The organism is Dellaglioa sp. L3N, from assembly GCF_054941095.1.
This window is the reverse complement of record NZ_CM142928.1, coordinates 1,718,522-1,741,795: the sequence shown is the minus strand read 5'-3', so window position 1 is coordinate 1,741,795 and position 23,274 is coordinate 1,718,522. Positions and strand designations below refer to the sequence as shown.

The 23,274-nt window shown below is 34.6% G+C and carries 25 protein-coding genes; 15 read left to right on the top strand and 10 right to left on the bottom strand.

What is annotated here, in order from left to right:
- The first annotated feature begins 5 nt into the window (after nucleotides 1–5).
- On the top strand, nucleotides 6–812 hold the full coding sequence (gene thiD, locus ACVPPR_RS08960) for a bifunctional hydroxymethylpyrimidine kinase/phosphomethylpyrimidine kinase (RefSeq protein ID WP_462304823.1): 807 nt from the start codon (nucleotides 6–8) through the stop codon (nucleotides 810–812).
- A 70-nt stretch (nucleotides 813–882) separates the two neighbouring features.
- On the top strand, nucleotides 883–1,626 hold the full coding sequence (locus ACVPPR_RS08955; RefSeq protein WP_462297948.1) for an SDR family oxidoreductase: 744 nt from the start codon (nucleotides 883–885) through the stop codon (nucleotides 1,624–1,626).
- A 51-nt stretch (nucleotides 1,627–1,677) separates the two neighbouring features.
- On the opposite strand, the gene ACVPPR_RS08950 is transcribed toward ACVPPR_RS08955, so the two are convergent.
- On the bottom strand, nucleotides 1,678–2,088 hold the full coding sequence (locus ACVPPR_RS08950; protein ID WP_462297958.1) for a peptide deformylase: 411 nt from the start codon (nucleotides 2,086–2,088) through the stop codon (nucleotides 1,678–1,680).
- Nucleotides 2,085–2,960, bottom strand: coding sequence for a LysR family transcriptional regulator (locus ACVPPR_RS08945; protein WP_462297959.1), 876 nt, complete (start codon nucleotides 2,958–2,960; stop codon nucleotides 2,085–2,087). Before ACVPPR_RS08945 ends, ACVPPR_RS08950 begins: the two co-directional genes overlap by 4 nt.
- A 118-nt stretch (nucleotides 2,961–3,078) precedes the next feature.
- Here ACVPPR_RS08945 and ACVPPR_RS08940 point away from each other — a divergent pair, with 118 nt between their 5' ends.
- The 10 genes from ACVPPR_RS08940 (at nucleotide 3,079) to ACVPPR_RS08895 (ending at nucleotide 11,529) form a co-directional block, all read left to right on the top strand.
- Complete coding sequence (locus ACVPPR_RS08940; RefSeq protein WP_462304211.1) at nucleotides 3,079–3,813, top strand: SDR family oxidoreductase; 735 nt, start codon at nucleotides 3,079–3,081, stop codon at nucleotides 3,811–3,813.
- Nucleotide 3,814: 1 nt separating this feature from the next.
- Nucleotides 3,815–4,378, top strand: a complete 564-nt coding sequence (locus tag ACVPPR_RS08935; protein WP_462304210.1) for a sugar O-acetyltransferase — start codon at nucleotides 3,815–3,817, stop codon at nucleotides 4,376–4,378.
- 45 nt (nucleotides 4,379–4,423) lie between these two features.
- Entirely contained in the window at nucleotides 4,424–4,555 is a 132-nt protein-coding gene (locus ACVPPR_RS08930) for a hypothetical protein (protein ID WP_462304209.1), read from the top strand.
- A gap of 16 nt (nucleotides 4,556–4,571) precedes the next feature.
- A complete protein-coding gene (gene rbsK / locus ACVPPR_RS08925) occupies nucleotides 4,572–5,483 on the top strand; it encodes a ribokinase (protein ID WP_462304208.1) in 912 nt (303 codons plus the stop codon).
- A gap of 142 nt (nucleotides 5,484–5,625) precedes the next feature.
- Complete coding sequence (gene rbsR / locus ACVPPR_RS08920; RefSeq protein ID WP_462304207.1) at nucleotides 5,626–6,636, top strand: ribose utilization transcriptional repressor RbsR; 1,011 nt, start codon at nucleotides 5,626–5,628, stop codon at nucleotides 6,634–6,636.
- A gap of 138 nt (nucleotides 6,637–6,774) precedes the next feature.
- Nucleotides 6,775–7,680 (top strand): ribokinase, encoded by a 906-nt coding sequence (gene rbsK / locus ACVPPR_RS08915; RefSeq protein WP_462304206.1) that lies wholly within the window; start codon nucleotides 6,775–6,777, stop codon nucleotides 7,678–7,680.
- Nucleotides 7,681–7,697: 17 nt separating this feature from the next.
- Nucleotides 7,698–8,093: a D-ribose pyranase gene (rbsD, locus tag ACVPPR_RS08910; protein WP_462304205.1), complete on the top strand. Its 396-nt coding sequence runs from the start codon at nucleotides 7,698–7,700 to the stop codon at nucleotides 8,091–8,093.
- 24 nt (nucleotides 8,094–8,117) lie between these two features.
- Nucleotides 8,118–9,608: a sugar ABC transporter ATP-binding protein gene (locus ACVPPR_RS08905; RefSeq protein ID WP_462304204.1), complete on the top strand. Its 1,491-nt coding sequence runs from the start codon at nucleotides 8,118–8,120 to the stop codon at nucleotides 9,606–9,608.
- Nucleotides 9,601–10,581 carry an ABC transporter permease gene (locus tag ACVPPR_RS08900; RefSeq protein ID WP_462304203.1) on the top strand — a complete coding sequence of 327 codons (981 nt, stop codon included), beginning with the start codon at nucleotides 9,601–9,603 and terminating at the stop codon, nucleotides 10,579–10,581. The genes ACVPPR_RS08905 and ACVPPR_RS08900 overlap by 8 nt, the downstream gene beginning before the upstream one ends.
- A 12-nt stretch (nucleotides 10,582–10,593) precedes the next feature.
- Complete coding sequence (locus ACVPPR_RS08895) at nucleotides 10,594–11,529, top strand: D-ribose ABC transporter substrate-binding protein (protein WP_462304202.1); 936 nt, start codon at nucleotides 10,594–10,596, stop codon at nucleotides 11,527–11,529.
- Between the two features lie 184 nt (nucleotides 11,530–11,713).
- On the opposite strand, the gene ACVPPR_RS08890 is transcribed toward ACVPPR_RS08895, so the two are convergent.
- The gene (locus tag ACVPPR_RS08890) at nucleotides 11,714–13,564 is read right to left on the bottom strand and encodes an FAD/NAD(P)-binding protein (protein ID WP_462304201.1); all 1,851 of its coding nucleotides are present in this window, start codon (nucleotides 13,562–13,564) and stop codon (nucleotides 11,714–11,716) included.
- A 168-nt stretch (nucleotides 13,565–13,732) separates the two neighbouring features.
- Here ACVPPR_RS08890 and ACVPPR_RS08885 point away from each other — a divergent pair, with 168 nt between their 5' ends.
- Together ACVPPR_RS08885 and ACVPPR_RS08880 are read left to right on the top strand one after the other, a co-directional pair.
- Complete coding sequence (locus ACVPPR_RS08885; RefSeq protein ID WP_462304200.1) at nucleotides 13,733–14,404, top strand: YoaK family protein; 672 nt, start codon at nucleotides 13,733–13,735, stop codon at nucleotides 14,402–14,404.
- A gap of 18 nt (nucleotides 14,405–14,422) precedes the next feature.
- Complete coding sequence (locus ACVPPR_RS08880; protein ID WP_462304199.1) at nucleotides 14,423–15,016, top strand: YdeI/OmpD-associated family protein; 594 nt, start codon at nucleotides 14,423–14,425, stop codon at nucleotides 15,014–15,016.
- A 51-nt stretch (nucleotides 15,017–15,067) separates the two neighbouring features.
- Here ACVPPR_RS08880 and ACVPPR_RS08875 read toward each other — a convergent pair whose 3' ends face one another.
- The 7 genes from ACVPPR_RS08875 to ACVPPR_RS08845 all read right to left on the bottom strand — a co-directional run bounded on the left by ACVPPR_RS08875 (nucleotide 15,068) and on the right by ACVPPR_RS08845 (nucleotide 21,852).
- On the bottom strand, nucleotides 15,068–16,474 hold the full coding sequence (locus ACVPPR_RS08875) for a glycoside-pentoside-hexuronide (GPH):cation symporter (protein ID WP_462298085.1): 1,407 nt from the start codon (nucleotides 16,472–16,474) through the stop codon (nucleotides 15,068–15,070).
- 38 nt (nucleotides 16,475–16,512) lie between these two features.
- A complete protein-coding gene (locus ACVPPR_RS08870) occupies nucleotides 16,513–16,752 on the bottom strand; it encodes a hypothetical protein (RefSeq protein ID WP_462297972.1) in 240 nt (79 codons plus the stop codon).
- 356 nt (nucleotides 16,753–17,108) lie between these two features.
- Entirely contained in the window at nucleotides 17,109–18,170 is a 1,062-nt protein-coding gene (locus ACVPPR_RS08865; RefSeq protein ID WP_462304198.1) for a linear amide C-N hydrolase, read from the bottom strand.
- Nucleotides 18,171–18,217: 47 nt separating this feature from the next.
- Nucleotides 18,218–19,207 carry a DMT family transporter gene (locus ACVPPR_RS08860; RefSeq protein ID WP_462304197.1) on the bottom strand — a complete coding sequence of 330 codons (990 nt, stop codon included), beginning with the start codon at nucleotides 19,205–19,207 and terminating at the stop codon, nucleotides 18,218–18,220.
- Nucleotides 19,208–19,246: 39 nt separating this feature from the next.
- On the bottom strand, nucleotides 19,247–19,993 hold the full coding sequence (locus ACVPPR_RS08855; protein ID WP_462304196.1) for a glutamine amidotransferase: 747 nt from the start codon (nucleotides 19,991–19,993) through the stop codon (nucleotides 19,247–19,249).
- Nucleotides 19,994–20,120: 127 nt separating this feature from the next.
- Entirely contained in the window at nucleotides 20,121–21,143 is a 1,023-nt protein-coding gene (locus tag ACVPPR_RS08850) for a LacI family DNA-binding transcriptional regulator (RefSeq protein WP_462304195.1), read from the bottom strand.
- A gap of 124 nt (nucleotides 21,144–21,267) precedes the next feature.
- A complete protein-coding gene (locus ACVPPR_RS08845) occupies nucleotides 21,268–21,852 on the bottom strand; it encodes a TetR/AcrR family transcriptional regulator (RefSeq protein WP_462297977.1) in 585 nt (194 codons plus the stop codon).
- Between the two features lie 230 nt (nucleotides 21,853–22,082).
- Here ACVPPR_RS08845 and ACVPPR_RS08840 point away from each other — a divergent pair, with 230 nt between their 5' ends.
- A complete protein-coding gene (locus tag ACVPPR_RS08840) occupies nucleotides 22,083–23,237 on the top strand; it encodes a YhgE/Pip domain-containing protein (protein WP_462304194.1) in 1,155 nt (384 codons plus the stop codon).
- Nucleotides 23,238–23,274: the final 37 nt, after the last annotated feature.

Below are 23,274 nucleotides of genomic sequence, written 5' to 3'. Positions count from 1 at the left end.
CAAAAATGATTCCTAAAGTTTTAACAATTGCTGGTAGTGATGCTAGTGGTGGTGCTGGTATGGAGGCTGATTTAAAGACATTTGAAGAGTTTGATACCTATGGAATGGTTGCGCTAACTTCCATTGTTACGATGGATCCAGATGCAGGTTGGTCGCACAATGTCACCGTTATGGATTCTGAGTTAGTTAAAGCGCAATTGAAAACAACTGGTGCTGGTGGTAAAATAGCTGCCGTAAAAACGGGTATGCTTGGAAGTGTTGCAATTACGGAAATAGCTCGTGAAAACATTTTAGAAAATGAAATTAAAAATGTTGTGATTGATCCTGTTATGGTCTGCAAAGGTGAAGATGAAGTACTGAATCCAGAAGCGGCAGATGCCATTCGAGACTTGCTGATTCCAGTAGCAACGGTTACGACACCTAATTTATTTGAAGCAGGTGTCTTATCAGGGATGGGAACTTTAAAGTCACTTGATGATATGAAACAAGCAGCCGTTAAGATTCATGAATTAGGAGCAATAAATGTTGTTGTCAAGGGCGGAAAAGCATTAAAAGGAAAGAAAGCCATTGATTTATTTTACGATGGGACTAATTTCAAAGTTTTAGAGACTGATAAAATTATACCCGCGTATAATCATGGTGCGGGGTGTACATTTGCAGCGGCAGTTACTGCAGGTCTTGCAAATGGATTATCAGTTAAAGAAGCGGTTTATAAAGCGAAAGATTTCGTAACAGCTGGGATTAAATCTGGTTTTGCATTTAATGAATATGTTGGCCCCTTATATCATGCTGCGTATCGTTTAAATAATTAGTCCTTTTGATTGACTTAGAGTGCACTTTAACGTGTAAACTGAGTTTATAAATCGAATGGAGGACAAAAATATGTCATTAGAAAATAAAGTAGTTGTGATTACAGGTGCATCAAGCGGAATCGGTGAAGCAACAGCTAGAATGTTAGCTGAAGGTGGAGCTAAAGTTGTTTTAGGTGCTCGTCGTGAAGAAAAATTAGCTAAAATTGTTAAAGAAATCAAAAGTAACGGTGGGCAGGCGACTTATGCCGTAACTGATGTTACTAAAGCAGAGGATGTTAAAGCGTTAGTGGCTTTAGCTCAATCAGAATTTGGGGCCATTGATGTCATCTTTAATAATGCTGGTATCATGCCTAGTTCACCTTTATCAGCTTTAAAAACGGATGAATGGAACGACATGATTGATATCAATATTAAAGGTGTATTGAACGGGATTGCTGCCGTCTTGCCCACATTTATTGAACAAAAGCACGGGCATGTGATTACAACATCTTCTGTTGCCGGAATTAAATCATTCCCAGGTTCTGGGGTTTATGGCGCAACTAAATTTGCTGTTCGTAACGTAATGGAAGTTTTACGGACAGAAAGTGCTATGGAAAAAACGAATATCAGAACTTCAACTTTATATCCAGCTGCAATTAATACAGAGTTGTTAAGTACGATTACTGATGAACAAACACTTTCTGGCATGACGTCATTCTACAAACAAGTGGGTATCGATCCAGTCGCAATTGCACGTGTTGTTAAATTTGCAATTGACCAACCTGAAGAAGTTAATGTTAATGAGTTTACTATTTATCCAACTGCACAAGCTTAATTTTAAGTAATGAAAAAAGTATCGAGAATCTAATTCTCGATACTTTTTTGTTTAAATGATAATACCGTCACAATGGTCAACTTCATGTTGAATAATTTGTGCCATCCAGCCAGAAAATTTTTGTGTCTGAGGTTGGAATGATTTATCTAAGTAAGAAACGGTGATTGAGTCATAGCGTTGTGCTGGACGTTCGCCGATTAATGATAGACAACCTTCATTAATGGTATAATGGCCTGATTTTTTTGTGATTTTTGGATTGATAAAGGGGACATTTAGAGCACCAAATTGGCAGACGATAATTCGTTTATTGACGCCAATCATGTTGGCAGCCATGCCAACGCAAACTTCTTTGTTAGCTTCCAGCGTGTCTAATAAATCAGTAACAATTGAGCTATCAGCTTTCGTTGCAATTTCGGCTTTTTGTGCGAGAAATGTTTCATCATGCATAATAGATTTTATCATTTTTTCTCCTGTTGAATTAATTTTTCTAAAAACTTCTGTGCCGCATTTGAAAGAATAGTATTCTTTTTCCAAATTAAACTTAAACTCGATTCCAGCTTTGGTTCTAATGGAATAAAGGTTAAATTCGTGCCATTAGTATTGATTATATCAGAGATAGCGAGTGCAGAACCAGTTCCGGATTTTACAAATAGGGATGCGTTAAATAATAAATTATATGTTGCGATAACTTGGTAATTCAAAATGCTGTCACCAAGCCATTCAGATATTTGATGACTGACTAGTGATTGCTGTGATACAAGTAAAGGCTCTCTCTTTATATCGGCAGGTGTGATGGTTTTTTGGTTGGCTAAGGGATTGGCACGGTTAACCAATAGTCCCCAAGTATCTGTTGCAGATATTTTGATAGTGTCATACTTTTGTTTATCGGTCGGGTTAATAACAAATCCAAAATCTAAAGTCCCTGCATCTAATTTTTGCATGATTTCGTCAGCATTTCCGCTGTAAAGGCTCATCTTGATTTCTGGATAAATTTTGTGTAACTCAAATAGAGTATCTGATACTGATCGCATGGCTTGTGATTCGCCGCTACCAATGAATACTTCGCCACTCATCACATCTGGGGTCATTAAATTGGCTGCCGTTTTATCGACTAATTTGATGATTTCCTTTGCATGATTATACAAGTAATCGCCTTTTTCAGTCAGGATGACTTCGCGGTTACCTCGAATAAATAATTGATCACCAATTTCTTCTTCTAAATCTTTGATTTGTCGAGAAAGAGTGGGTTGAGATAAGTGTAATTTTTCAGCTGCCTTTGTAATATTTTTTTCTTGGACAATAGCGATAAAGTAGTTTAAGACACGTAATTCCATATTAGTTTCCTCTATAGGTTAAAAGTATAGTTGGTGATTCATGATAGGTATTAGACATTCTCAGTATAACGGTTATGCTGAAGTCAGTAAATAAAAACGAATTAATGGAGGAAATAACATGTCAGTTAAAGATAAAGTTATTGTGATTATGGGTGCTTCAAGTGGAATTGGTGAAGCAACAGCTAATTTATTAGCTCAAAAAGGGGCTAAATTAGTTTTAGCAGCACGTCGTGAAGATAGATTAAAAGCGATTCAAGAGGCTAACAAAGCAACAGAAATTGTCTATCAAGTAGCAGATGTTACAAATTTTGATGATGTTCAAAAAGTGATTGATTTAGCCATATCAACGTTTGGTAAAATCGATGTCTTATATAATAATGCTGGGATTATGCCAACAGCACCATTAAGTGAAGGCCGTCGTGATGAATGGAAAAAGATGCTCGACATTAATGTCATGGGTGTTTTAAATGGAATCTCAGCGGTATTACCAATTATGATTGAACAAAAATCAGGTCATATTATTGCGACAGACTCTGTTGCAGGTCATGTTGTTTACCCTGATTCAGCCGTTTACTGTGGTACTAAATTTGCTGTCCGGGCCATTATGGAAGGATTGAGACAGGAACAACGTGTAAATAATATTAAATCAACGATTGTTTCACCAGGTGCGGTTCAAACGGAACTTTACAATACAATTAGTGATAAAAAAGTGGCTAAGGGCTTACATGAAGCGCAACTCGAATGGGGTCTAACGGCTGATGATATTGCTCAAGGTGTTGTTTATGCAATTGACACACCAGACCGTGTTTCAGTAAGTGAATTAGTGATTTGTCCAACACAACAAGAGGTTTAAAATGGCTAAAAATATATTTAAACAAGAGTTATCTCAAAAAACGATTCTACCTGAAGATGAAGTCTATGCTGACATTCATAAAGTTTTACATGACAACGAAAAAAATGTTGCCGAATTAAATACTGGCTATCATGAAGAGTCAGAAATAAAGGCTATTTTTAGTCAAATAATTGGCGAAAAGGTTGATGATTCTTTTACGGTATTACCCCCATTTTATACCGATTTTGGTAAGCATATTTCTGTTGGTAAAGATGTTTTTATCAATCGAGAGACAATGTTTACGGATTTGGGCGGTATCACGTTGGAAGATCACGTTTTAATTGGACCCAAAGCTAGTTTAATAACGGTTAATCATCCGATTGATCCATTGAAAAGACGCGGCTTAGAAGTTAGCCCAATTCTCATTAAAGAAAATGCATGGGTTGGTGCTGGCGCAACTATTTTACCTGGGGTGACCATTGGTAAAAATGCGATTGTTGCAGCAAGTGCCACGGTAACAAAAGATGTACCAGATAATGTGATTGTTGCGGGAATCCCTGCGAAAATTATTAAAAAAATTGATTAAATAGCGAGAATTAAAGAATGTTTCCTGATTAATGGGGAACATTTTTTGTTTGAAAAAATTGTTGCAAGTGTCTTGGTAAAAGAAATGATTGACCCAAATCTAGAACAATTGGATAATGTAGAGGGATGGATAATTGAAGGGAAATTTAAATGTCACCTTATTCAAACATTATTTTAGAAATGGAGAGTGCAAAATGAAAAAAGTGGTTGTTTTAGGTTCAACGAATGTAGATACTATTTTAAATGTCCAACGGTTTCCACAACCAGGTGAAACCTTAGCTATGGATTCAATGGCTGTTGCTGGCGGTGGTAAAGGGGCTAATCAGGCAATTGCTTCTGTTCGATCAGGTGCAGACACAACTTTTATTAGTAAAGTTGGCAATGAAGGTGCTGCTGATTTTATGATGGATACCTTAAAAAAAGATGATATGAATATTGACCATGTGACAACATCAAAGACGGCTGGAACTGGTCAAGCCTATATTATGGTAGATGAATCTGGTCAAAATAGTATCTTAATTTATGGTGGCGCAAACCAAGATGTGACGGTTGAAGACATTCAAGCCGCTGAAGCTAGTATTAAAGCATCTGATAGAATTGTTGCGCAATTCGAAGTGCCGATTCCTTCTGTCATTGAAGCGTTCAAAATTGCTCGTGCAAATGGGGTTCAAACGATTTTAAATCCAGCACCAGCAATCAAAAATATTCCAGATGAATTATTAGCTGTTACAGATATGATTGTACCTAATGAAACAGAATCTGAAATTATTACAGGAATTAAAGTCACTGATGAAGCGTCGATGGAAGCCAACGCCAAGGTGCTATTTGAAATGGGTGTTAAAGCAGTTATTATTACAGTTGGTGATAAAGGGTCATTTTACGCAACGTCAGAACAGTCTGGTTTCGTTAAGGCTTTTAAAGTAAGCGCAGTGGATACAACGGCTGCGGGTGATACTTTTATTGGCGCATTAAGTTCGAAACTTGAACGGGATTATAGTAATCTTGAAGAAGCAATGACTTATGCTAACAAAGCATCGTCGTTAGCCGTTCAAATAAAAGGGGCTCAAAATTCAATTCCCTATGCAAAAGATATTTTATCTGATTAGCTAGATAAAACGGACTGATATGTTGGCTTTTAATGGTCGAGATAACAGTCCGTTTTAAGTATAAAATTATTTACGTTGCTATTTTGTGGTTTTTAGATATGATTAACATAACTTAAAATTTAAATAAAAATGAGGAGATCATATGAGTGGTCAAAAGACAACAATTAAAGATGTTGCTCGTGTTGCTGGGGTATCAATCACGACGGTTTCCCAGATATTAAATGGAAAATCGGATCGATTTAGTAAAGATACCATTGAAAAAGTAAAAAAAGCAAAATCTGATTTAGGTTATGAGCCTAATTTTTTTGCCCAAAGTATGATTTTAAAGCAAACTAATACCATTGGTGTACTGGTTCCGGATATTTCAAATCCTTTTTTCAATAGTATGATGCATGGTATTGAAGAGGCGTTGTACGAGCAAAATTTTATGGCTATTCTTTGTAGTGCAGATGGTGATCAGTTAAGGGAATTTCGCTACTTAGAGGAGTTATCAAGACGATCAGTTGATGGATTCATTATAGCTAGTTCTGCTGTGAGTAATGATGCAATTAGTAAGAGTTTAATTGCTAAGAAAAAGCCATTTATTTTGTTGGATCAAAAAACGGGAAACAATGTGAGTGATGGAATCCAGATTGATGATTTCGAAGGTGGCAAGTTAGCAGCAATACACCTTTTATCGTTAGGACATCGAAAAATTGTGATTGTGTTACCTTCGTTGGAACAAAGACCTAAAAATATACATAATCGGTTGGCAGGTTTTACTGAGGAAGTAACTAAGTATGAGAACACTAAATTAATTTTGATTGAAACACCTATGAATCCTATGGGGGGGTATCAAATTGTTGATGAAGTTATAAATTCAACTGCAACTGCGATATTTGCTATTAATGATGAATTGGCTATTGGATTATACCGTGGTCTTTTTGAAGCGGGAAAGTCAATTCCAAATGACTATAGCGTAGTAGGATTTGATAACATTGAAATGACTGAATTTTTATCACCTAAATTAACGACTGTTTCTCAACCAATTCAAAAAATTGGTAAAGTAGCTGCACAAATTGTGATGGCTCGTGTTGCTAATTCAGACTTACCAATTAGGCATGAAAAATTAAATGTTGAGTTAATGATTCGAGAATCGACGAAAAAAATTTAAAAAATAGTTGAAAGGGCTTACAAATGATGTTATAGTGATTTTGTTAAGTAAAACGTTTTATTAATGAATCATTATTTTTGTAAGTTATATTTTTTTACATATTTAGTAAAACGTTTTAAAAATTTTGGAGGATTAATTATGAACAAAATAACAGTTATAGGTAGCATTAACGTTGATACGATTTTGCGTATTCCAAGATTACCTTTACCCGGTGAAACATTGGGTATGTTTGATCAAAGTAATGCCGGTGGTGGTAAGGGAGCAAATCAAGTGATTGCTGCAGCTAGGTCTGGTGCAAAAACGACCTTTATAGGTAAGGTTGGTCAAGATCAAAACGGAGACTTCATGTTAAATAACATGGATGAAGATGGGATTTTAACAGAATTTATTGTAAAAAGCTCAGAAGTAAAAACGGGGCAAGCGTACATTTTGTTAGATCAAGAAGGTGAGAATAGTATTTTGTTATATGCGGGTGCAAATAACAAAATTACAGATACAGATGTTAAAGCAGCATATTTGCCGATTCGAGAATCCGATTTTATAGTTGGACAACTTGAAAGTAATGTTTCTGCAACGATATTGGCATTTGAAGAAGCACGTAAATTTAATGTGATTACTATTTTGAATCCAGCTCCTGCCAAGGAAAAAATATCAGCAGAATTATTATCTTTAACAGATGTGATTGTTCCTAATGAAACAGAAAGTGAAATAATTACTGGAATTAAGGTTGAAGATGAAGAAAGCCAAATTCAGGCGGCAAAAAAAATGTTGGAATTAGGAGTTAAAATAGTTGTTATTACATTGGGAAGCAAAGGTGCATTTTATTATACAAGCACTGGATTTGGTATGGTTCCAGCTTTTAAGGTTAAAGCAGTTGATACAACAGCAGCTGGGGATACATTCATTGGTGCAATGATTTCAAAATTGAGCCCAGATTTTAGTAATCTTGAAGAAGCAATTCGGTTTGGAAATAAAGCATCATCATTAACAGTTCAAAAACTAGGGGCACAACCATCAATTCCATATTTAAAAGACATAGAGTAGAGAAGGCATAGATAATTATGAAGAAAACAGCAGTTATTAATTCAAATCTTTCACGGGTTATTTCTAAAATGGGACATTATGATACTTTGGCGATTGGTGATGCAGGGATGCCAGTTCCAGACGGGACAGAAAAAATTGATTTGGCAGTGACAAATGGCATTCCAAGTTTTATGGATGTATTAGATAATATATTAGAAGAACTAGAAGTTCAGAAAATTTATTTAGCTAATGAAATAAAAATAAAAAATCCTGAAATATTAGACCAAATTAAAAGAAGAATGAGTGGAGTTCAGATTGATTTTATTCCTCACGAAAAAATGAAAAAGGACTTACAAACTGCGCATGCATTTGTGAGAACGGGTGAAATGACACCATTTGCTAACATTATTCTAGTTAGTGGAGTTGTGTTTTGATAAGATCATAAATGAGGTGAAAAAATGAAAGTAGAAATGAAAGGTATCCATAAAGCGTTTGGTCCTAACAAAGTATTAGAAGGTGTTGATTTTACTTTAGAGTCTGGAGAAGTTCATGCTTTAATGGGTGAAAATGGGGCCGGTAAATCAACTTTGATGAATATGTTAACTGGTTTATTGAAGGTTGATAAAGGACAAATTTTTATTGATGGAAAAGAGACATATTATGAGAGTGTTAAGGTAGCTGAAATGAATGGTGTTAGTTTTATTCACCAAGAAATGAATAATTTTAGTGAAATGACAGTTTTGGATAATATGTATATGAACCGTGAGATTAAAAATAAAATGGGTGTGATTCAAGAAAATAAAATGCGACAAAATGCGCAACAATACCTTGGACAACTGGGAGCAAATATTGATTTAAATGTAGAGATTGGTTCATTAAGTGTTGGTAAACAACAAATGATTGAAATTGCTAAATCGCTTATGTCTGACGCCAAAGTTATTATTATGGATGAACCAACTGCTGCTTTAACTGAAAAGGAAATCCATAGTTTGTTTGAAATTATACAAAATTTACAAAAGAAAGGCGTTTCAATTGTTTATATTTCACATCGAATGGAAGAAATATTTGAAATTTGTGATCGAGTAACTGTTATGCGAGATGGTATTTCGATTAGCACATACAAAATTTCAGAGACAAACATGCAACAGATTGTTCATGACATGGTTGGACGTGAACTTAATGATTTTTATCCGGATAGACTACCTAAATTAGGTGAAGAATTTTTCAGGGTAGAACATTTATCAAATAAAGGAAAATTTAATGATATAAATTTTGATGTTAAGTCTGGTGAAATATTGGCATTTTCAGGTTTGATGGGTGCAGGTAGAACAGAAATAATGCGTTCTATTTTTGGAATTGACCCTATTACAGATGGTCATGTATTTATTAAAGGTAAGGAAGTTCATATAAAGGATCCGCAAGATGCGATTGATAAAGGAATTGGATTTTTAACGGAAAATCGTAAAGACGAAGGATTGATTCTCGATTTTTCTTTATCAGATAATATTGTACTTCCAAGTGTTAAGGGGTTTGTTAAACATGGAATTGTTGATACTAAAAGTGAATCTGATTTTGTTGATATGCTAATGAAACGTTTAAACGTCAAAGCAATGAATGCTGATGTTACGGCTGGAAGTTTGTCAGGAGGTAATCAACAAAAAGTGGTGTTAGCGAAATGGATTGGTACAGGCCCGCAAGTATTAATATTGGATGAACCAACCCGTGGTATTGATGTTGGCGCAAAACGTGAAATATATAATTTAATGAACGAGTTAACTGACCGTGGAGTAGCAATTATTATGATTTCAAGTGATTTACCAGAAGTTTTAGGGATGAGTGATCGAATTGCGGTTATTCATGAAGGAAATTTAAAGGGAATTGTTGAAACTAAGAAAGCCACACAAGAATCAGTGATGGCGTTAGCAACGGGAGGTAGTAAAAATGGATAATGTTAAGAAAAGTGAAGAAAAAAAGGGATTTGATTTTAAAAAATTTATTTCTAAGTTAGGGCCAGTTGTTGCGTTAGTATTTTTAGTTATAATTGTAAGCGCTTTAAATTCTAGCTTTTTAACTTCAACAAACTTATTAAACTTATTACGACAAGTTTCAATTAATGCATTAATTGCATTTGGAATGACGTTTGTTATTTTAACTGGTGGGATTGATTTATCCGTTGGGTCAATATTGGGATTAAGTGGTGCTATTTCGGCTCAATTGATGGTTTCTGGATATCCAGCTTTTGTTGCAATTTTAGGTGGTATTTTAGCTGGTGCTCTATTTGGATCAGTCAATGGATTGTTAATTGCATATGGGAAAATGGCACCATTTATAGCAACTTTAGCTACAATGACTATTTTTCGGGGAGCAACATATGTATTTACTAATGGGAACCCAATTACAGGTGAAAAATTAAGTAATAGTTTCTTATTCCAATTTATGGGGAGAGGTTACTTATTCGGTATTCCTGTGCCAATCCTTATCATGGTAATTGCATATTTAATTTTATTTATGGTATTGCACAAAATGTCGTTTGGTCGCAAAACATATGCATTAGGTGGAAATGAAAAAGCAGCCTTTGTTGCTGGAGTAAAAGTTGATAGAATTCAATTAATTATTTATACGATTTCTGGATTAATGGCTTCTATAGCGGGTGTTATTTTGACATCTAGATTGAATTCAGCTCAACCTAATGCAGGAACTTCATATGAAATGGATGCAATCGCTGCCGTAGTTTTAGGAGGGACGAGTTTATCGGGTGGTAAGGGTCGTATTTTTGGAACTTTAATTGGTGCATTAATCATTGGAACATTAAACAATGGTTTAAACTTGTTAGGAGTATCAAGTTTTTACCAACAAATTGTTAAAGGGATAGTTATTATTATTGCAGTATTATTGGATCGAAAAAAAACAAATAACAATTAAGGGGAGATAATAATGAAAAAAATAGTAACGTTAGTTTCAGTTTTCGCATTGGCAGTAGTCGTATTGGCAGGTTGTGGTGCATCATTAGATAATGGAAGCAGTGATAAAACAACTAAGACAGCAAAAATTGCACCTAAAAAGTTGAAAATTGGAGTTTCATTATCAACATTGAGTAATCCGTTTTTTGTTTCTGTTAAATCAGGTATAACATCTGTTGCTACTAAAAATGGAACGAATGTTGAGGTGATGGATGCACAAGATGATAGTGCTAAACAGAGTAATGATATTGAAGATTTAATTCAGAAAAAGGTAGATATTATTATTGTCAATCCAGTTGACTCTGATGCAATTACACCTGAAATCAAGAATGCGAATGACGCAAATATTCCTGTTATTGCATTGGATCGTTCAAGTACTGGTGGAAAAGTTTTGACACTTGTAGCATCAGATAATGTTAAAGGTGGTAAAATGGCTGCTGAATATATGTCAAAGAAGCTTGGTAAAAATGCTAAAGTAGCAGAATTACAAGGAACACCAGGTGCATCCGCAACACGTGAACGTGGTAAAGGATTTGATGAAAATGTTAAAGGAAAATTAGATGTTGTAACGAAACAATCAGCTAATTTTGACCGTGCAAAAGGTTTGTCAGTAATGGAAAATCTTTTACAATCTAATCCTGATATTAAAGGTGTATTCTCTCAAAATGATGAAATGGCTCTAGGGGCAATTGAAGCTGCAAAGAGTGCAGGAAAATCAGATCTTGTTATTGTAGGATTTGACGGTAGTGTAGATGGATTAAAGTCAGTTAAAATGGGTAAACTTACGGCAACTGTTGCACAACAACCTAAAGAAATGGGTAAAATTGCAATTAAGGCCGCTTATGATCACTTTAATGGTAAAAAACTAGATAAGAAAATTAGTTCACCACTTGAATTAGTAACTAAATAGTATTTTTAAATATTAAAATGGATAACTTAAATGTAAAAAAAGAAAAATTAATAAGTCTATCATGAATAGTTAAACCGTAGAGTACTCATTTTCTTGTTTTTAATAAATCTATTACCAAGAATAGTTGCAATAGAAAAAAGAGTCACATATTCTGTTTTGAAACAGAATATGTGACTCTTTTTGATTAATTTTTAGCTATTTCTTTTTCAAAAATATCTTTAACAATGTCATTAGCTGTACGTAAACTAACATCATTCACAAAAGGTCTTGGACTTGCGGCAGTTAACCAGTGGACACCATCCGTTGGAACACCCCAGAAGTACAATCCGGGTTGTGGTGTCTGATTTTCATCTAACAATAAATTGTTGACGGGGTCAACATTAACGGCACCATCTATTACTGGTGCACCTTTAGTAGGATTTAAAATTAATGGATTGGCAATTTTAGTTTCAAGCAACTGTTTCATTAATGGACTTGTTGCCGTTGTGGCATGAACAGCAGGGACTCGTGCCTCAATTAAAGTGGTTGCTAAGTAATGTTGGTCTGGCGTATTGGCACTATATGTGTCAAATTGGTCATCTTTAGTATCGACGACCATCCCAGGTTCCAATAGTGTGACAACGTCGGCTTCAACAAGTGCACGTAATTGTTCAATTCGAATAGCAGGTGGTCCAATTGTTAAAAAGTTATTTAGTGAGTTAAACCAGCCTAAAAAGTCTGTTAAATACTCATCGTCCGTTAAAAGACGGTTATCAATTAGCTGTCTAACGGGAAGACGTAAGTCACGTAAGACTTCAAGTGCACTGGTCAATGGACCGGTTTTTGTTCCAAGTTTTGCGTCTGTGGCATCTTTTTGTAAGTGCTCTAACATGATTGTTTTGAAATCTGTGTTAGGCTTTTTGGTCATTGGATTGCCTAAATGAGCCCAATTGAATTTATCAGCCTCCATAATGATTGAACGTTCAATAGTCATTTCAGGATTTCTTAAGAAATCTAATTGAAAGGTTGTTAAATCAATTGTTGGATAACTTTCGGCGACAAGTAGTGAGTAGTAATGGTATTCAACATCATGACTTAATAATTGCCAAAATTCAGCAAAGGGAACTGAACCATTTTCCAAAAAGACGGCCATTTTAGCAGCTGTTATAAAATGAGCTTTGGATTCCTCACCAGGTGCTTTTTGATTATCACCTTTTGCATGATAAGGCCATCCACGGCGTGATCCGGCCACAATATGCGGTTCGCTACCATTTGCATGATACTGTAATTTTCCGTTCTCTAAACGCTCAAATTTGCCACCGCGTTCAACGGTTAAGCGTGTGATTAAGTCAAAGAAACTTAAACCTAAGCCACGTAAGATGACGGTGTCTTCATGTGTGATGTGGTCGAGTTCTGTTTCGTTTGGAAATCCTGGTAAGACATAAGTTAACTTGTTTTTTGTTGCAAAATCAGCCAATTTTTGTTGTCCGGCAGATAATTCATTTTCAAGATTTCCTAGGGACATGATGACATAATCAACAATGTCAGTTGAAGGCAAGGCAGTTGTGATTTCAAATTGGTCCGATAGTTTAGAAACTTGCGTAACCGTAACTTTATTTAAATTAATTTTTATATTTTTAGGTGCACGTTTAAGTAACTCAGCGTAATACCATTGAATATAAACGCCGAAAAGGGCTCTTGTAGCATAATCATTCGGTTTTAAATGGGTAATTTCATTTAAAAAATCGACTGAATAATCATTTTTTTCGATAAAATGATGCGCAGCGGATTGTGCCCATTCAAAAATATTAGGGCCGGTAACCATTGGTCCAACAGATTGGACACTTGTCCCGTAGAATAAGCTAATTTGTTGGGCCGCTGTGTTCATGATTAATTCATGAGGTTGTTTTGGGGTCCATACACGGCCGCCAACACCGTGTGGATCGTATAAATCAATTGTAAGTGGTTTGTTTAAATGGTTTGTCTGTTGCCAAGCAATAAGTCGTTCAAGTGTTATCATGCCTCGTGGTCCAGCACCAATAATGGCTAAATGCATAAAAATAATCCCCCTTGATATATGTAAAAACTAGCTTTATTATAAGCCTTAAAGTGAAAAAAATCGCTTGATAACCTTTTTGAATGGATAATTCTTGTTAACTTCTGATAATTTAGTATACTTAAAATTGAAAGAACAATTTTAAGTATAGACTGAAAGAAGGATTTGATGAAAAAACCAATGTCACTGCTGGATAGGCTGCTGTTTGCTGGATTGATATTTGCCGGTGGTGGTTTTGACGCGTACACGTATCTTGTACACGATGGTGTTTTCGCGGGCATGCAAACGGGGAATCTAATTATATTAGGGACGAATTTAGGCCAAATGAAGTGGGATGCCATAGTTAATCATCTGATTCCAATTTTTGCCTTTATGATTGGTATTATTGTGACTCGGAATTTACAACATCGGTTTAAGGAAGAAGATTCTATTAATAAGCGACAACGATTTGTGATTGGCATTGAAGCTATTCTTTTAATTATTGTTGCAGTTATTCCAAAAAGTTGGCCAACACAGTTATCTACGGGAATTGTGTCAATGGTCGCGGCAGCACAACTTCAAGAATTTAGACAAATTAATGGAGGGCCATTTACGTCATTTATGATGACCGGTAATTTGAGAACGATGGCTGAAAGTTTTTATGATGGAATCGTTAAAAACAATGTGATTGCGATGGCTAAAGGTTGGCGCATGTTGGGTGTTGTTCTAGCTTTTCTTTTTGGGGCAGTTTCAATGGGCGCTATGGTACCAATAATGGGGACAAAAACGATTTTATTAGCGGCGTTCTTCCTATTATGCTCATTAATCGGGCTACAATTGAATCCAGATAAAAGACTATAAAATAAAGGGGTTAGTATAATGACAGAAATTAAAAAGAATCCAAAAGTTGATTTATATTTAGAAAAAGCAACACAATGGAAAGAAGAAATGAGTCAATTAAGAGAATTTGCGCTTGAAACAGGTCTAGTTGAAACCTTTAAATGGGGAAAGCCTTGTTATACATTGAATGGTAAAAATATCGTCTTAATTCAAGGATTTAAAGAATATATGGCGTTACTTTTCTTAAAAGGGACTCTGATTGACGACGGTAAAGGTATTTTAATTCGAACGGGTGAAAATACTGAAGTTGGTCGTCAAATCAGATTTCATAGTTTAAAAGAAGTGACAGATTTGAAGGCAGAAATCGGTGATTATATTCAAAAAGCAATTAACGCTGAAAAAGCAGGCTTGAAAGTTCCTAAGGGCAAGCCAACGGAACTTGTTTTACCTGTTGAATTTCAGAAAAAAATGAATGAAATGCCCGAACTAGAAGAATTTTTTGAAACGTTAACGCCAGGTCGTCAAAAAACATATGCCCGTTACTTCGCAGATGCTAAGCGAACAGAAACGCGTGAAGCTCGAATTATCAAATATATTCCTAAGATTCTTGAAGGCAAAGGACTGAACGATTAGATAGCAAAACGGCGACCAGATAAAAATCTGATCGCCGCTTTTTTGTTTATTTTAATCTAAATTCTTTTTTAATTCAGAAACAATTTCAGCATGTTTAGCTTCAGTCAATTTAATTTTTGACATGAAGATAAATGCAGCAACAAGTAATAATGCCATTGGAACAAAGAACATGTACGTTCTGAATTGTAGTAAATCACCATGTGTAATATCGCTTGCTGTAGCGCTACCAGTCATTCCTGCATGAATTGCAGCAAAACCAACAACACCATTAGCGAAAGCACCAGCTAATTTATCCAATAAAGGACGAACTGCTAAAGTGACGGATTCATGACGCGTGCCACCTTTTAATTGACCGTATTCAACACTATCAGTAATTGTCATTAAGGCTGCTAGGAAAACAAGTGGGTATGGGAAGAAGAATAACCCAACGGCAATTAAGACGACAATAAGATTACTACCGGCAAATAAGAAGAGGATGTAACCCAATAACATGACCACAATTCCGCCAAGATAGATGGCGCGACGATGAATCAATGAAACTAAAGTTGGGAACAAAGCAACTGAGATAATACCTAAAATAACTGTCAAAATTCCGACAATTGAGAAGGCTGCTGAACGACCTAAAACATATTTGAAGTAGTAAATCAAAAGTGAGTTAGTAATAACATAACTAAATGCGAATAAGAAATATGATAGTGATAACCACATTAATTGATCGTTTTTACCAATAACTTTGAAAACATCACGGAAACGAATTTTTTCAGTGTTTTCACGAATCGCATTCTTTTCTTCTTTAGTTCCTAAAATAGTTGCTAAAGCACCGAAGAATGAAACTAAACCAATAACAACAGCGAAGCCGAACCAACCGGCTTTAGTTTGTGTATTACCATGTGTCCCTGAGAATAATTTTGAGAAGAAGACAACCATTGGAACGATAATGATAATAACACCTTGTGCACCTAAAGTTGATCCAAAACGAGCAACTGCCCCGAATTTAGTTCTTTTTTCAGAATCAAAAGTTAAAGCAGGTAGCATTGACCAAAATGAAATATCTTTAAATGAATAGAAAATATCTAAAATAACAAATGCGACTGCAAAAAGAGCTAAGTATAGATAAGGACTGCTTGTTGCCAAACCACCAAAGTCGGTGAAAATAATAACTAAACCAATTGAACTGACAATTGCACCAACTAATAACCAAGGTTTGAATTTACCCCAACGAGAACGGGTATTATCGACAACACCACCGATTAATGGATCGAAAGCGATTTCGACAATTCGAATGATAACCATTAAAGAGGTTACATAACCAATCATTTTGGCATTAAAACCTGCATTGTTTGTATCGAATAATTGACTTGTTACAAAAATCATAAAATAAGTGCTAAGTGTTGCGTAAAATGCATCATGTCCAAATGCCCCGAAAGCATAAGAACTATATTGTTTGAGATCTTTCATATTTTTCATTAGTTAAGCCCTTTCAAATTTATTTAAAACTAATTGTATCTATGCTCAATAATCTTATTTAAAATGTCTTGTCGTTGTTTTTCTTTAGCAGAACCTAATTGGTTCTCTTCTAATGAATTAAAATCATTGGCTAACAAAACTGATTCAAGGTACAACGTTAATTGACGTTTGATGTAAACCTTGTTATCTTCGTTTGTTTGCTTAGGATTTCCGGCAATAATGGCAGCTGCAAATTGCTCAGCACTAATCGTTAATTTATTTGCATTCATTCTGATGACCTCTTTCTATGTAGCAGATTTTTTGATGAAAGAAACGATTATTCAATGTAATCGTATTCTTTTAGTTAACAAGTACAGTTTACTAAACTTTTACTAAAATGTAAACGCTTTATACTGATAATGTGAAAATAAGTGTTTTTAATAAGTAATTTTGAAAGAATATGTCAGTTAAAATATATTTGATATAAAAATTATCTATATATAAATGAAAGAATAATGAAAAGCTTTGTATATTTTGAAGTTTTATATCTTCTATGAAATTGGTAAATAAAAATAGATTGATATTTATGGAGACACTCTCCATGAATATCGATCTATTTTCAGCATTTAATTTGATATGTTTAACTTTATGATAAGGTATTTTCTCCTGCTTTCCAAGTATTTTTTTCAATGAAAGGCGTTGTTGTTTGGATACTGTTGAAGCTAAAATATCTAATATCTTTTCCCCATTCTTTAGGGTCACCATATTGTAATTCTTGCATGTTACGGTTATTATACGTGAACGCATATAATATTTTATTTTTAATATCGTACCCTGAAGTATACTGTGTCCAAGCGACGATGGTAGAGACATCTTGTTTAATTCTTAATACTCCTTTTGGAGTATTAACCGTTGTTAGGAGTTGAAATATTTGATTTAGAGCGTTATCGTCATTAACGGTAACGGAAAGTAATTTTGAGATTGAAGCCCGTAAAAATCGTGATTCGGGTTTGTAATCCATTGGGATACTAAGGAGTCCTCCGGCAGTTTCATCAAAATTTATGGGGGTGATTAATTCATTATTAGTATACGAGTACTTTCTTTCGGTAGTTTTTTCTAATTGATGTTTAAGATTAGTAAGATGCCAATCAAAAGTAGGAGCATTTGTAAAAATGCCTAGAGTATTTTCAAATATTTTAAATCCATCTTTTACCGACGGCTCAACGACGATGGAACGACCAGTCTCATCTTGAAATACGCAATGTTGGGGGACTGACATATTCATCATGGGTCCTATTTCATTGGTTATACCAATGTCTTTATTAACGCTAGTTATAATTTCGTCTAAGCTTTTGTAATGCGTTAAAATCCATGTACATAGTTCTTCTCCACGAATTGCAATTTTTGATTGAGCACGAATTTTTTTTGTTTCAGCGTAGAGGTAGTTATGATCGAAATAGAAGGATCCACCACAAATTCCGTAATCATTTATTCCATCTAATAAAACAGGAGAAGTATGGATATCCTCTGCCCAAACTATTCCCATAACATTAATTTTTGTGATAAATGGAGTAAAGGTTGAAGAAAATTTATAACCTACTGGAATTTTTACGCCTGAATATTCAAATTGTTGTTCGAAGTCTTGGGTTCGTCCCCAATAAGGGTTTCCCTGATTACTAATAAGTTCAATTCCTGTACACATATCCATAACTTCCCTTCTTTTAATTGAGAAATACTTCTATAAATTCGTTAAGACTACTCTATATTTGATGCTTTTGAGTATTTAGAAGTTGATGGGAGCATGGCTATACCGGCTCCTATTAACGCGACAATAGCACCAATTACTGTTACTAGGTAGATTTGACTGCCCAATGAAGGTATGAGGAGATCTATTAAGATTGAACCAATCAATTGGCCCGCAGTTGAGGCTAAGCCTAACAGTAGAAGGCCTAGGCCTCTGACTAATAAAGCCATAAGACCAATTGATAGTAAGCCCAGTGGCCCACCTAGGTACATCCACCAATTAGCTGGAAAAGTAAATGATACCTGTCCTATTAGAACTCGGATAAGTAGAACAGCACCGAGAATGACAAAGCCAACTATGAAGTTCCAAGTGATAGAAACTAACATTGAACCGGTTTCTTTAGCTACCGCAGAGTTACCTGCAGGCTGCCATCCTGCAAGTAATCCTGCAAGAAATGGTAAGATTGCGAGAATAAGGACTTTTGGTGCTTGCCAACTTGGTATAACAACAAGAACAGTAGCAACGATTGCGAGAATTGCACCTAAAATTCTTGGTACGTTAAAAGGTTGTTTGGACTGACCGCCAATTCCTAAACGATCGCAGACTAAACCAGAAATTACCATACCAGAAATTAAGGTTGTTTGAAATGTTGCAACGCCTAAGGCTGAAGCGGTTGCTCCCTCAGAAAATACGACCATTGCTCCGCAACACCCAGCCAACCAGTTCCACCAAGGAATTGAACGCGATGATATCTTTTTAGGGATTGATGAAAATTGTTTTCTTGTACCTCTGCGGGCTAGAATAATAATGGTCATTACTACTAACCCGGACCCAAATGAAATTACTGCGGATGCGTTACCATCACCTAAAAATTTACCAACTTGACCATTTACGGCAGATTGCATGGGTGAAAGCATTCCTACGAAAATTGTAGTTAATAAAAGTAACGGAACGACAATTTTTTTTTCAGTTGAGTTCAATTTTTTTTTTGAATCATTCATTAGTATCTCTCCTTAAAAAAATTAATTTATGTCTAATTGTTATAATTCATTTGTAAGCCACTTAATACAACGTGAAAAAAATTCTCCGTAGTTTTTCCAATCCATGAATTCTTGGGATGCCCAGTGGGGGGCGATATCCGTCATATATGCCATAGTACGGCCGCTGCTGTATTCTCCCGTTACTAAGAAAGGATCTTTTTCTCCAATAGTCATTAGAATATTGCTATTTATTTTAGGAGTTACTTGTTGATATCCTAAAATAATAGGGAGTGTGCCTAAATCGGAGCTAATACTATTACTATTATTTTCTACGGGCACTATTCCCTGTGGACACTCGATTCTGTCATCATAGGGTAAAATATTGACGGGTAAAATTTCTTCAATTGGTGTGCCATGATAATGACCTTTTCCTTCAAATCCACCAAAAGATAAATAACCGCCAGCCATCATTAGGGAACCACCTTGTTGAACCCATTCTTTTAGTAATTGCAGTCTGTTTACAGTTGCTTGTCCCTCTGAAAAAACTTTATTAGATAGTGTGAACGAGTTTGAACCAATATCAGATAAAATAATTACATCATATTTATTTAATTCACTTATTGTCCAGGGGAATTTTTCAGGTACGTCATGTGCAAGTAAATGAACAACTTCATGATTTAAAGAACGTAGTGAATCTAGTAAGTATTCACAGCCAATTTCTAATTTAGTACTTGTAAATGAATCATAACCTTTGTATTCTGTTGTGGAAGAAATCCAAGATTCTCCTGCTAAAAGTATTTTTGCCATAATAATTAAACCTCCATTATTTTTTGGTAAAGCGCTTTACCAAAATCGGAAATAAAAAAAGCGTTTTGAAACCGCTTTCTATCTCATTTGTATAATATCATTAATTTGTGAACTGTCAACATTTTTTTTAATATTTTATTAGATCATGAACGGATTCGCGTTGTATGAGGATGGGATCAATAACTACATGTTCAACTTTTGTGGAAGGATGTTGAATTTTATGCAGTAACATTTTAATCGCTTTTGTTGCCATTTTTTCAGTATCTTGATCTATTGTTGTTAGAGGTAATTCTAAAATTTCATCATATGGATTATTATCAAAGCCAACCATTGATATCTTATTGGATATGTTTACTTGATTTACTTTTGCCCACTTAATTATACCAAATAGCATTAGGTCATTTGAACTAACAATTGCCGTTATGTTAGGGTTATTGAGTATATTAGGAGCAATATCGTAACCACTTTGAATGCTATAATCACCAGAAAAAATAAGGTTCTTGTCAAATCTAATTTTATTTTTTAAAAGTATATTTTGGTATCCTTGGTATCGTTCTATTGCATTTACGAAGTGATCATGTCCCTTAATAAAAGCAATTTTTTTGTGTCCGTGATCAATTAATTCTTGAGTAGCTAATTCGGCACCTTTAATGTTGTCAAAATTTACATAGCTAATTTTTTTGTCTGTGTATGCGTTAAGTAATACAAGCGGCTTATCAATATTGGAAAACAATTCATTAAATTCGATGACTTCTATTGAAAATAATTCATTTGAGGGTATTAGAAGAAATCCATCTGTGCCTGTTGATATTGAACTTTTAATGGCAGATTTTTCATCATTATATGAGTTATTACTATCAAATATTAATACATTATATTTTTTTTCATTTAATTTTTTGATTATAACTTTTATTAGTTTAGCAAAAAATGGATTTGTAATATCTGGGACAATTAAAGCGATATTATAACTAATGTGTGTACTTAGTGCGACTGCTGCTGAATTTGGACGATAGTCATTATCTTCAGCTATTTGTTTTATTTCTTTTTTTTTCGTTTCTGAAATGCGTGATATTTTGTTGTTTAGAACTAGCGAAACAGTTGTAAGTGAAACATTTGCTTCTTTTGCAATATCTTTAATACCAAATTTCATAACTGTTCAATTCCTTTTCTGTAAACTATTTATTAATACCAGGGAGAGAACGTTGGTATTTTAAATGTATTGATAATCGTAGTAGAATATTAAAATTTTTTTTGCAGATAATTGAGAGTTCACTTTAAACGCTAAGAGCCTTAATTAAAGCGTCAGTTGAATGAGTAATACTTTCTTCTGTTAATGGTTGATCAAATAAGAGATACCCTAAAACAATACCACCAATAATTGACCAGATAACCTTAAGAATTTCGAGATTATCCCAATCGACAATTAAATTTTTTTCTTTTAATACGTCAATAGTTGAGTTGATTGATGTCCAGTAAGGAGCGGGCGCATTTTCCAATAATTGGGTAACAACAGCTTTATCGTAGAGTAACTCTGAAATGAAAATTTTGAGAACTTTAGCATTTTCTTGCAAAAAGGTAACTCTGTTTTTTAGTAAGGGGCGAATTAATGAATCTAAAGTCATCTTTGAATGATCTGTGGATTCATTTAGTAAATCATGCATTGCAGTTGGCAAAATAGATTTAATAACTGGTGTAATAATAGCGTTCAATAACCCTTGTTTACTAGTGTATTTGCTGAAAATATTACCTTCAGCGACACCAGCTTTTTTAGCAATTTCTTTGGTACTTGTATTTGCGTAACCTTTTTCTGAAAATAATTCAATTGAAGCAATTAAAATTTGTATTTGCTTATCTGTCATATCTTTAAATAAATCCGAGTCGGCATACAGCTTTAATTCAGACTTTTTGATAATAATCACCATCCTATCGCTGTCCTTATTATGCCACAATTGGTAGCGATAACAAAAGGGAAAATAATTATTTCTGGACTGCTCATTTAAAAGTTAGGGTTGACTAAACTTTTAAATGAGCTATAATCAAACTTGTAATTGATTGAGCGCTCACTCAAAAAGAAAGAAGGAATAAAATTATGTTTAAAAATAAATTTTTTGGCTTTGCTATTTTAGTTTCAGTTTTACTTACATTCATTATGGTTGTGATGCAAATTCCGTCTGTTAAATCAGAACTCAAGGATGTTCCTGTCGCCATTGTTAACGAAGATAATGGTAACCAAGGTAATAAAATTGTACAAAATTTAACTAGTAGTAAAAATAAAACATTGGATTGGCATGTTGTTAAGAGTGAAAAAAAGCTTAACAAAGCAATGGACAAGCAACATTACTATGCTGCTATTGTCATTCCAAAAGATTTCTCGTTGGCGATTGGAAAATTAGCTGATCCAACTTCAAAAAAAGCTGCAAGTATCACCGTCATGACAAATGAAGCAAAAAATGCAACATTATCAACAACAGTAGGGTCAACGTTATCAACAATTATCACAAAAATGGGTGGGGGTATTTCAGCTGGAATTTTAACCAATATGGTAAAAAATAATAGTAGTGTTCCTGCCGCAACTGCCTTGAAATTGAATCACCCCATTACGGTAAAAACAATTGTTAGACATTCAACTTCTGGCTTATCGGCAGCAAATAGTTCTTTCTTTCAGCCCATCTGGATTGCCAGCATGGTTATCAGTTTGTTGTTATTCTACGCTGGAGATGCACTAGAATTTAAATCGATGAAGCATAAATTTTCATATAAATCATCTTTTATTATTTCAGCAATTACGCTTGCAGTCTTAACTGGATTCGCAACTGCTACTTATGCCACTTGGATTCTAGGCTTTAATTTTACGCATTTTATAACAATTGCGTCATTTTTATCGTTTACGAGTTTTGCTTTTATCATGTTATTTTCAGGAGTACTTACGTGGATTGGTTTTCCAGGGGTTATTGTATTCGTGCTCTTACTATTCTTCTCAATTCCTTTATTGGCGATGGCACAACCGTTAGTCCCTCAGTTTTATCAAGATTGGGTTCTTCCTTGGTTGCCAATGCGCTTCTTATATGATGGTGCTCGCAGCATTCTCTACTACGGTGCCTCATTCTGGAATAGTGCAACAGTTGGATTAACTTATGTATTAGCTATTGGCAGTGTCTTGTTCTTTGCTGAAGGAGTCTCATCGAAACATCGCAAAGTTGAACAAAAAATCAATGAAAATATTAAAGTTATAGAAGCAAAATAAAATAAAACTTAGAGTAATCACAAAAATAAGTGATTAT

Excerpts from the sequence above, each read along its gene's own strand:
- ACVPPR_RS08850 (WP_462304195.1), bottom strand. The coding sequence starts at position 21,143 with ATGAAATTTGGTATTAAAGATATTGCAAAAGAAGCAAATGTTTCACTT.
- ACVPPR_RS08845 (WP_462297977.1), bottom strand. The coding sequence starts at position 21,852 with ATGACAGATAAGCAAATACAAATTTTAATTGCTTCAATTGAATTATTT.
- ACVPPR_RS08890 (WP_462304201.1), bottom strand. The coding sequence starts at position 13,564 with ATGCATTTAGCCATTATTGGTGCTGGACCACGAGGCATGATAACACTT.
- thiD (WP_462304823.1), top strand. The coding sequence starts at position 6 with ATGATTCCTAAAGTTTTAACAATTGCTGGTAGTGATGCTAGTGGTGGT.
- ACVPPR_RS08895 (WP_462304202.1), top strand. The coding sequence starts at position 10,594 with ATGAAAAAAATAGTAACGTTAGTTTCAGTTTTCGCATTGGCAGTAGTC.
- rbsR (WP_462304207.1), top strand. The coding sequence starts at position 5,626 with ATGAGTGGTCAAAAGACAACAATTAAAGATGTTGCTCGTGTTGCTGGG.
- ACVPPR_RS08955 (WP_462297948.1), top strand. The coding sequence starts at position 883 with ATGTCATTAGAAAATAAAGTAGTTGTGATTACAGGTGCATCAAGCGGA.
- ACVPPR_RS08905 (WP_462304204.1), top strand. The coding sequence starts at position 8,118 with ATGAAAGTAGAAATGAAAGGTATCCATAAAGCGTTTGGTCCTAACAAA.
- ACVPPR_RS08870 (WP_462297972.1), bottom strand. The coding sequence starts at position 16,752 with ATGAATGCAAATAAATTAACGATTAGTGCTGAGCAATTTGCAGCTGCC.
- ACVPPR_RS08935 (WP_462304210.1), top strand. The coding sequence starts at position 3,815 with ATGGCTAAAAATATATTTAAACAAGAGTTATCTCAAAAAACGATTCTA.
- ACVPPR_RS08950 (WP_462297958.1), bottom strand. The coding sequence starts at position 2,088 with ATGATAAAATCTATTATGCATGATGAAACATTTCTCGCACAAAAAGCC.
- ACVPPR_RS08865 (WP_462304198.1), bottom strand. The coding sequence starts at position 18,170 with ATGGATATGTGTACAGGAATTGAACTTATTAGTAATCAGGGAAACCCT.
- ACVPPR_RS08940 (WP_462304211.1), top strand. The coding sequence starts at position 3,079 with ATGTCAGTTAAAGATAAAGTTATTGTGATTATGGGTGCTTCAAGTGGA.
- ACVPPR_RS08855 (WP_462304196.1), bottom strand. The coding sequence starts at position 19,993 with ATGGCAAAAATACTTTTAGCAGGAGAATCTTGGATTTCTTCCACAACA.
- ACVPPR_RS08880 (WP_462304199.1), top strand. The coding sequence starts at position 14,423 with ATGACAGAAATTAAAAAGAATCCAAAAGTTGATTTATATTTAGAAAAA.
- rbsK (WP_462304206.1), top strand. The coding sequence starts at position 6,775 with ATGAACAAAATAACAGTTATAGGTAGCATTAACGTTGATACGATTTTG.
- ACVPPR_RS08840 (WP_462304194.1), top strand. The coding sequence starts at position 22,083 with ATGTTTAAAAATAAATTTTTTGGCTTTGCTATTTTAGTTTCAGTTTTA.
- rbsK (WP_462304208.1), top strand. The coding sequence starts at position 4,572 with ATGAAAAAAGTGGTTGTTTTAGGTTCAACGAATGTAGATACTATTTTA.
- ACVPPR_RS08860 (WP_462304197.1), bottom strand. The coding sequence starts at position 19,207 with ATGAATGATTCAAAAAAAAAATTGAACTCAACTGAAAAAAAAATTGTC.
- ACVPPR_RS08945 (WP_462297959.1), bottom strand. The coding sequence starts at position 2,960 with ATGGAATTACGTGTCTTAAACTACTTTATCGCTATTGTCCAAGAAAAA.
- ACVPPR_RS08900 (WP_462304203.1), top strand. The coding sequence starts at position 9,601 with ATGGATAATGTTAAGAAAAGTGAAGAAAAAAAGGGATTTGATTTTAAA.
- rbsD (WP_462304205.1), top strand. The coding sequence starts at position 7,698 with ATGAAGAAAACAGCAGTTATTAATTCAAATCTTTCACGGGTTATTTCT.
- ACVPPR_RS08875 (WP_462298085.1), bottom strand. The coding sequence starts at position 16,474 with ATGAAAGATCTCAAACAATATAGTTCTTATGCTTTCGGGGCATTTGGA.
- ACVPPR_RS08885 (WP_462304200.1), top strand. The coding sequence starts at position 13,733 with ATGAAAAAACCAATGTCACTGCTGGATAGGCTGCTGTTTGCTGGATTG.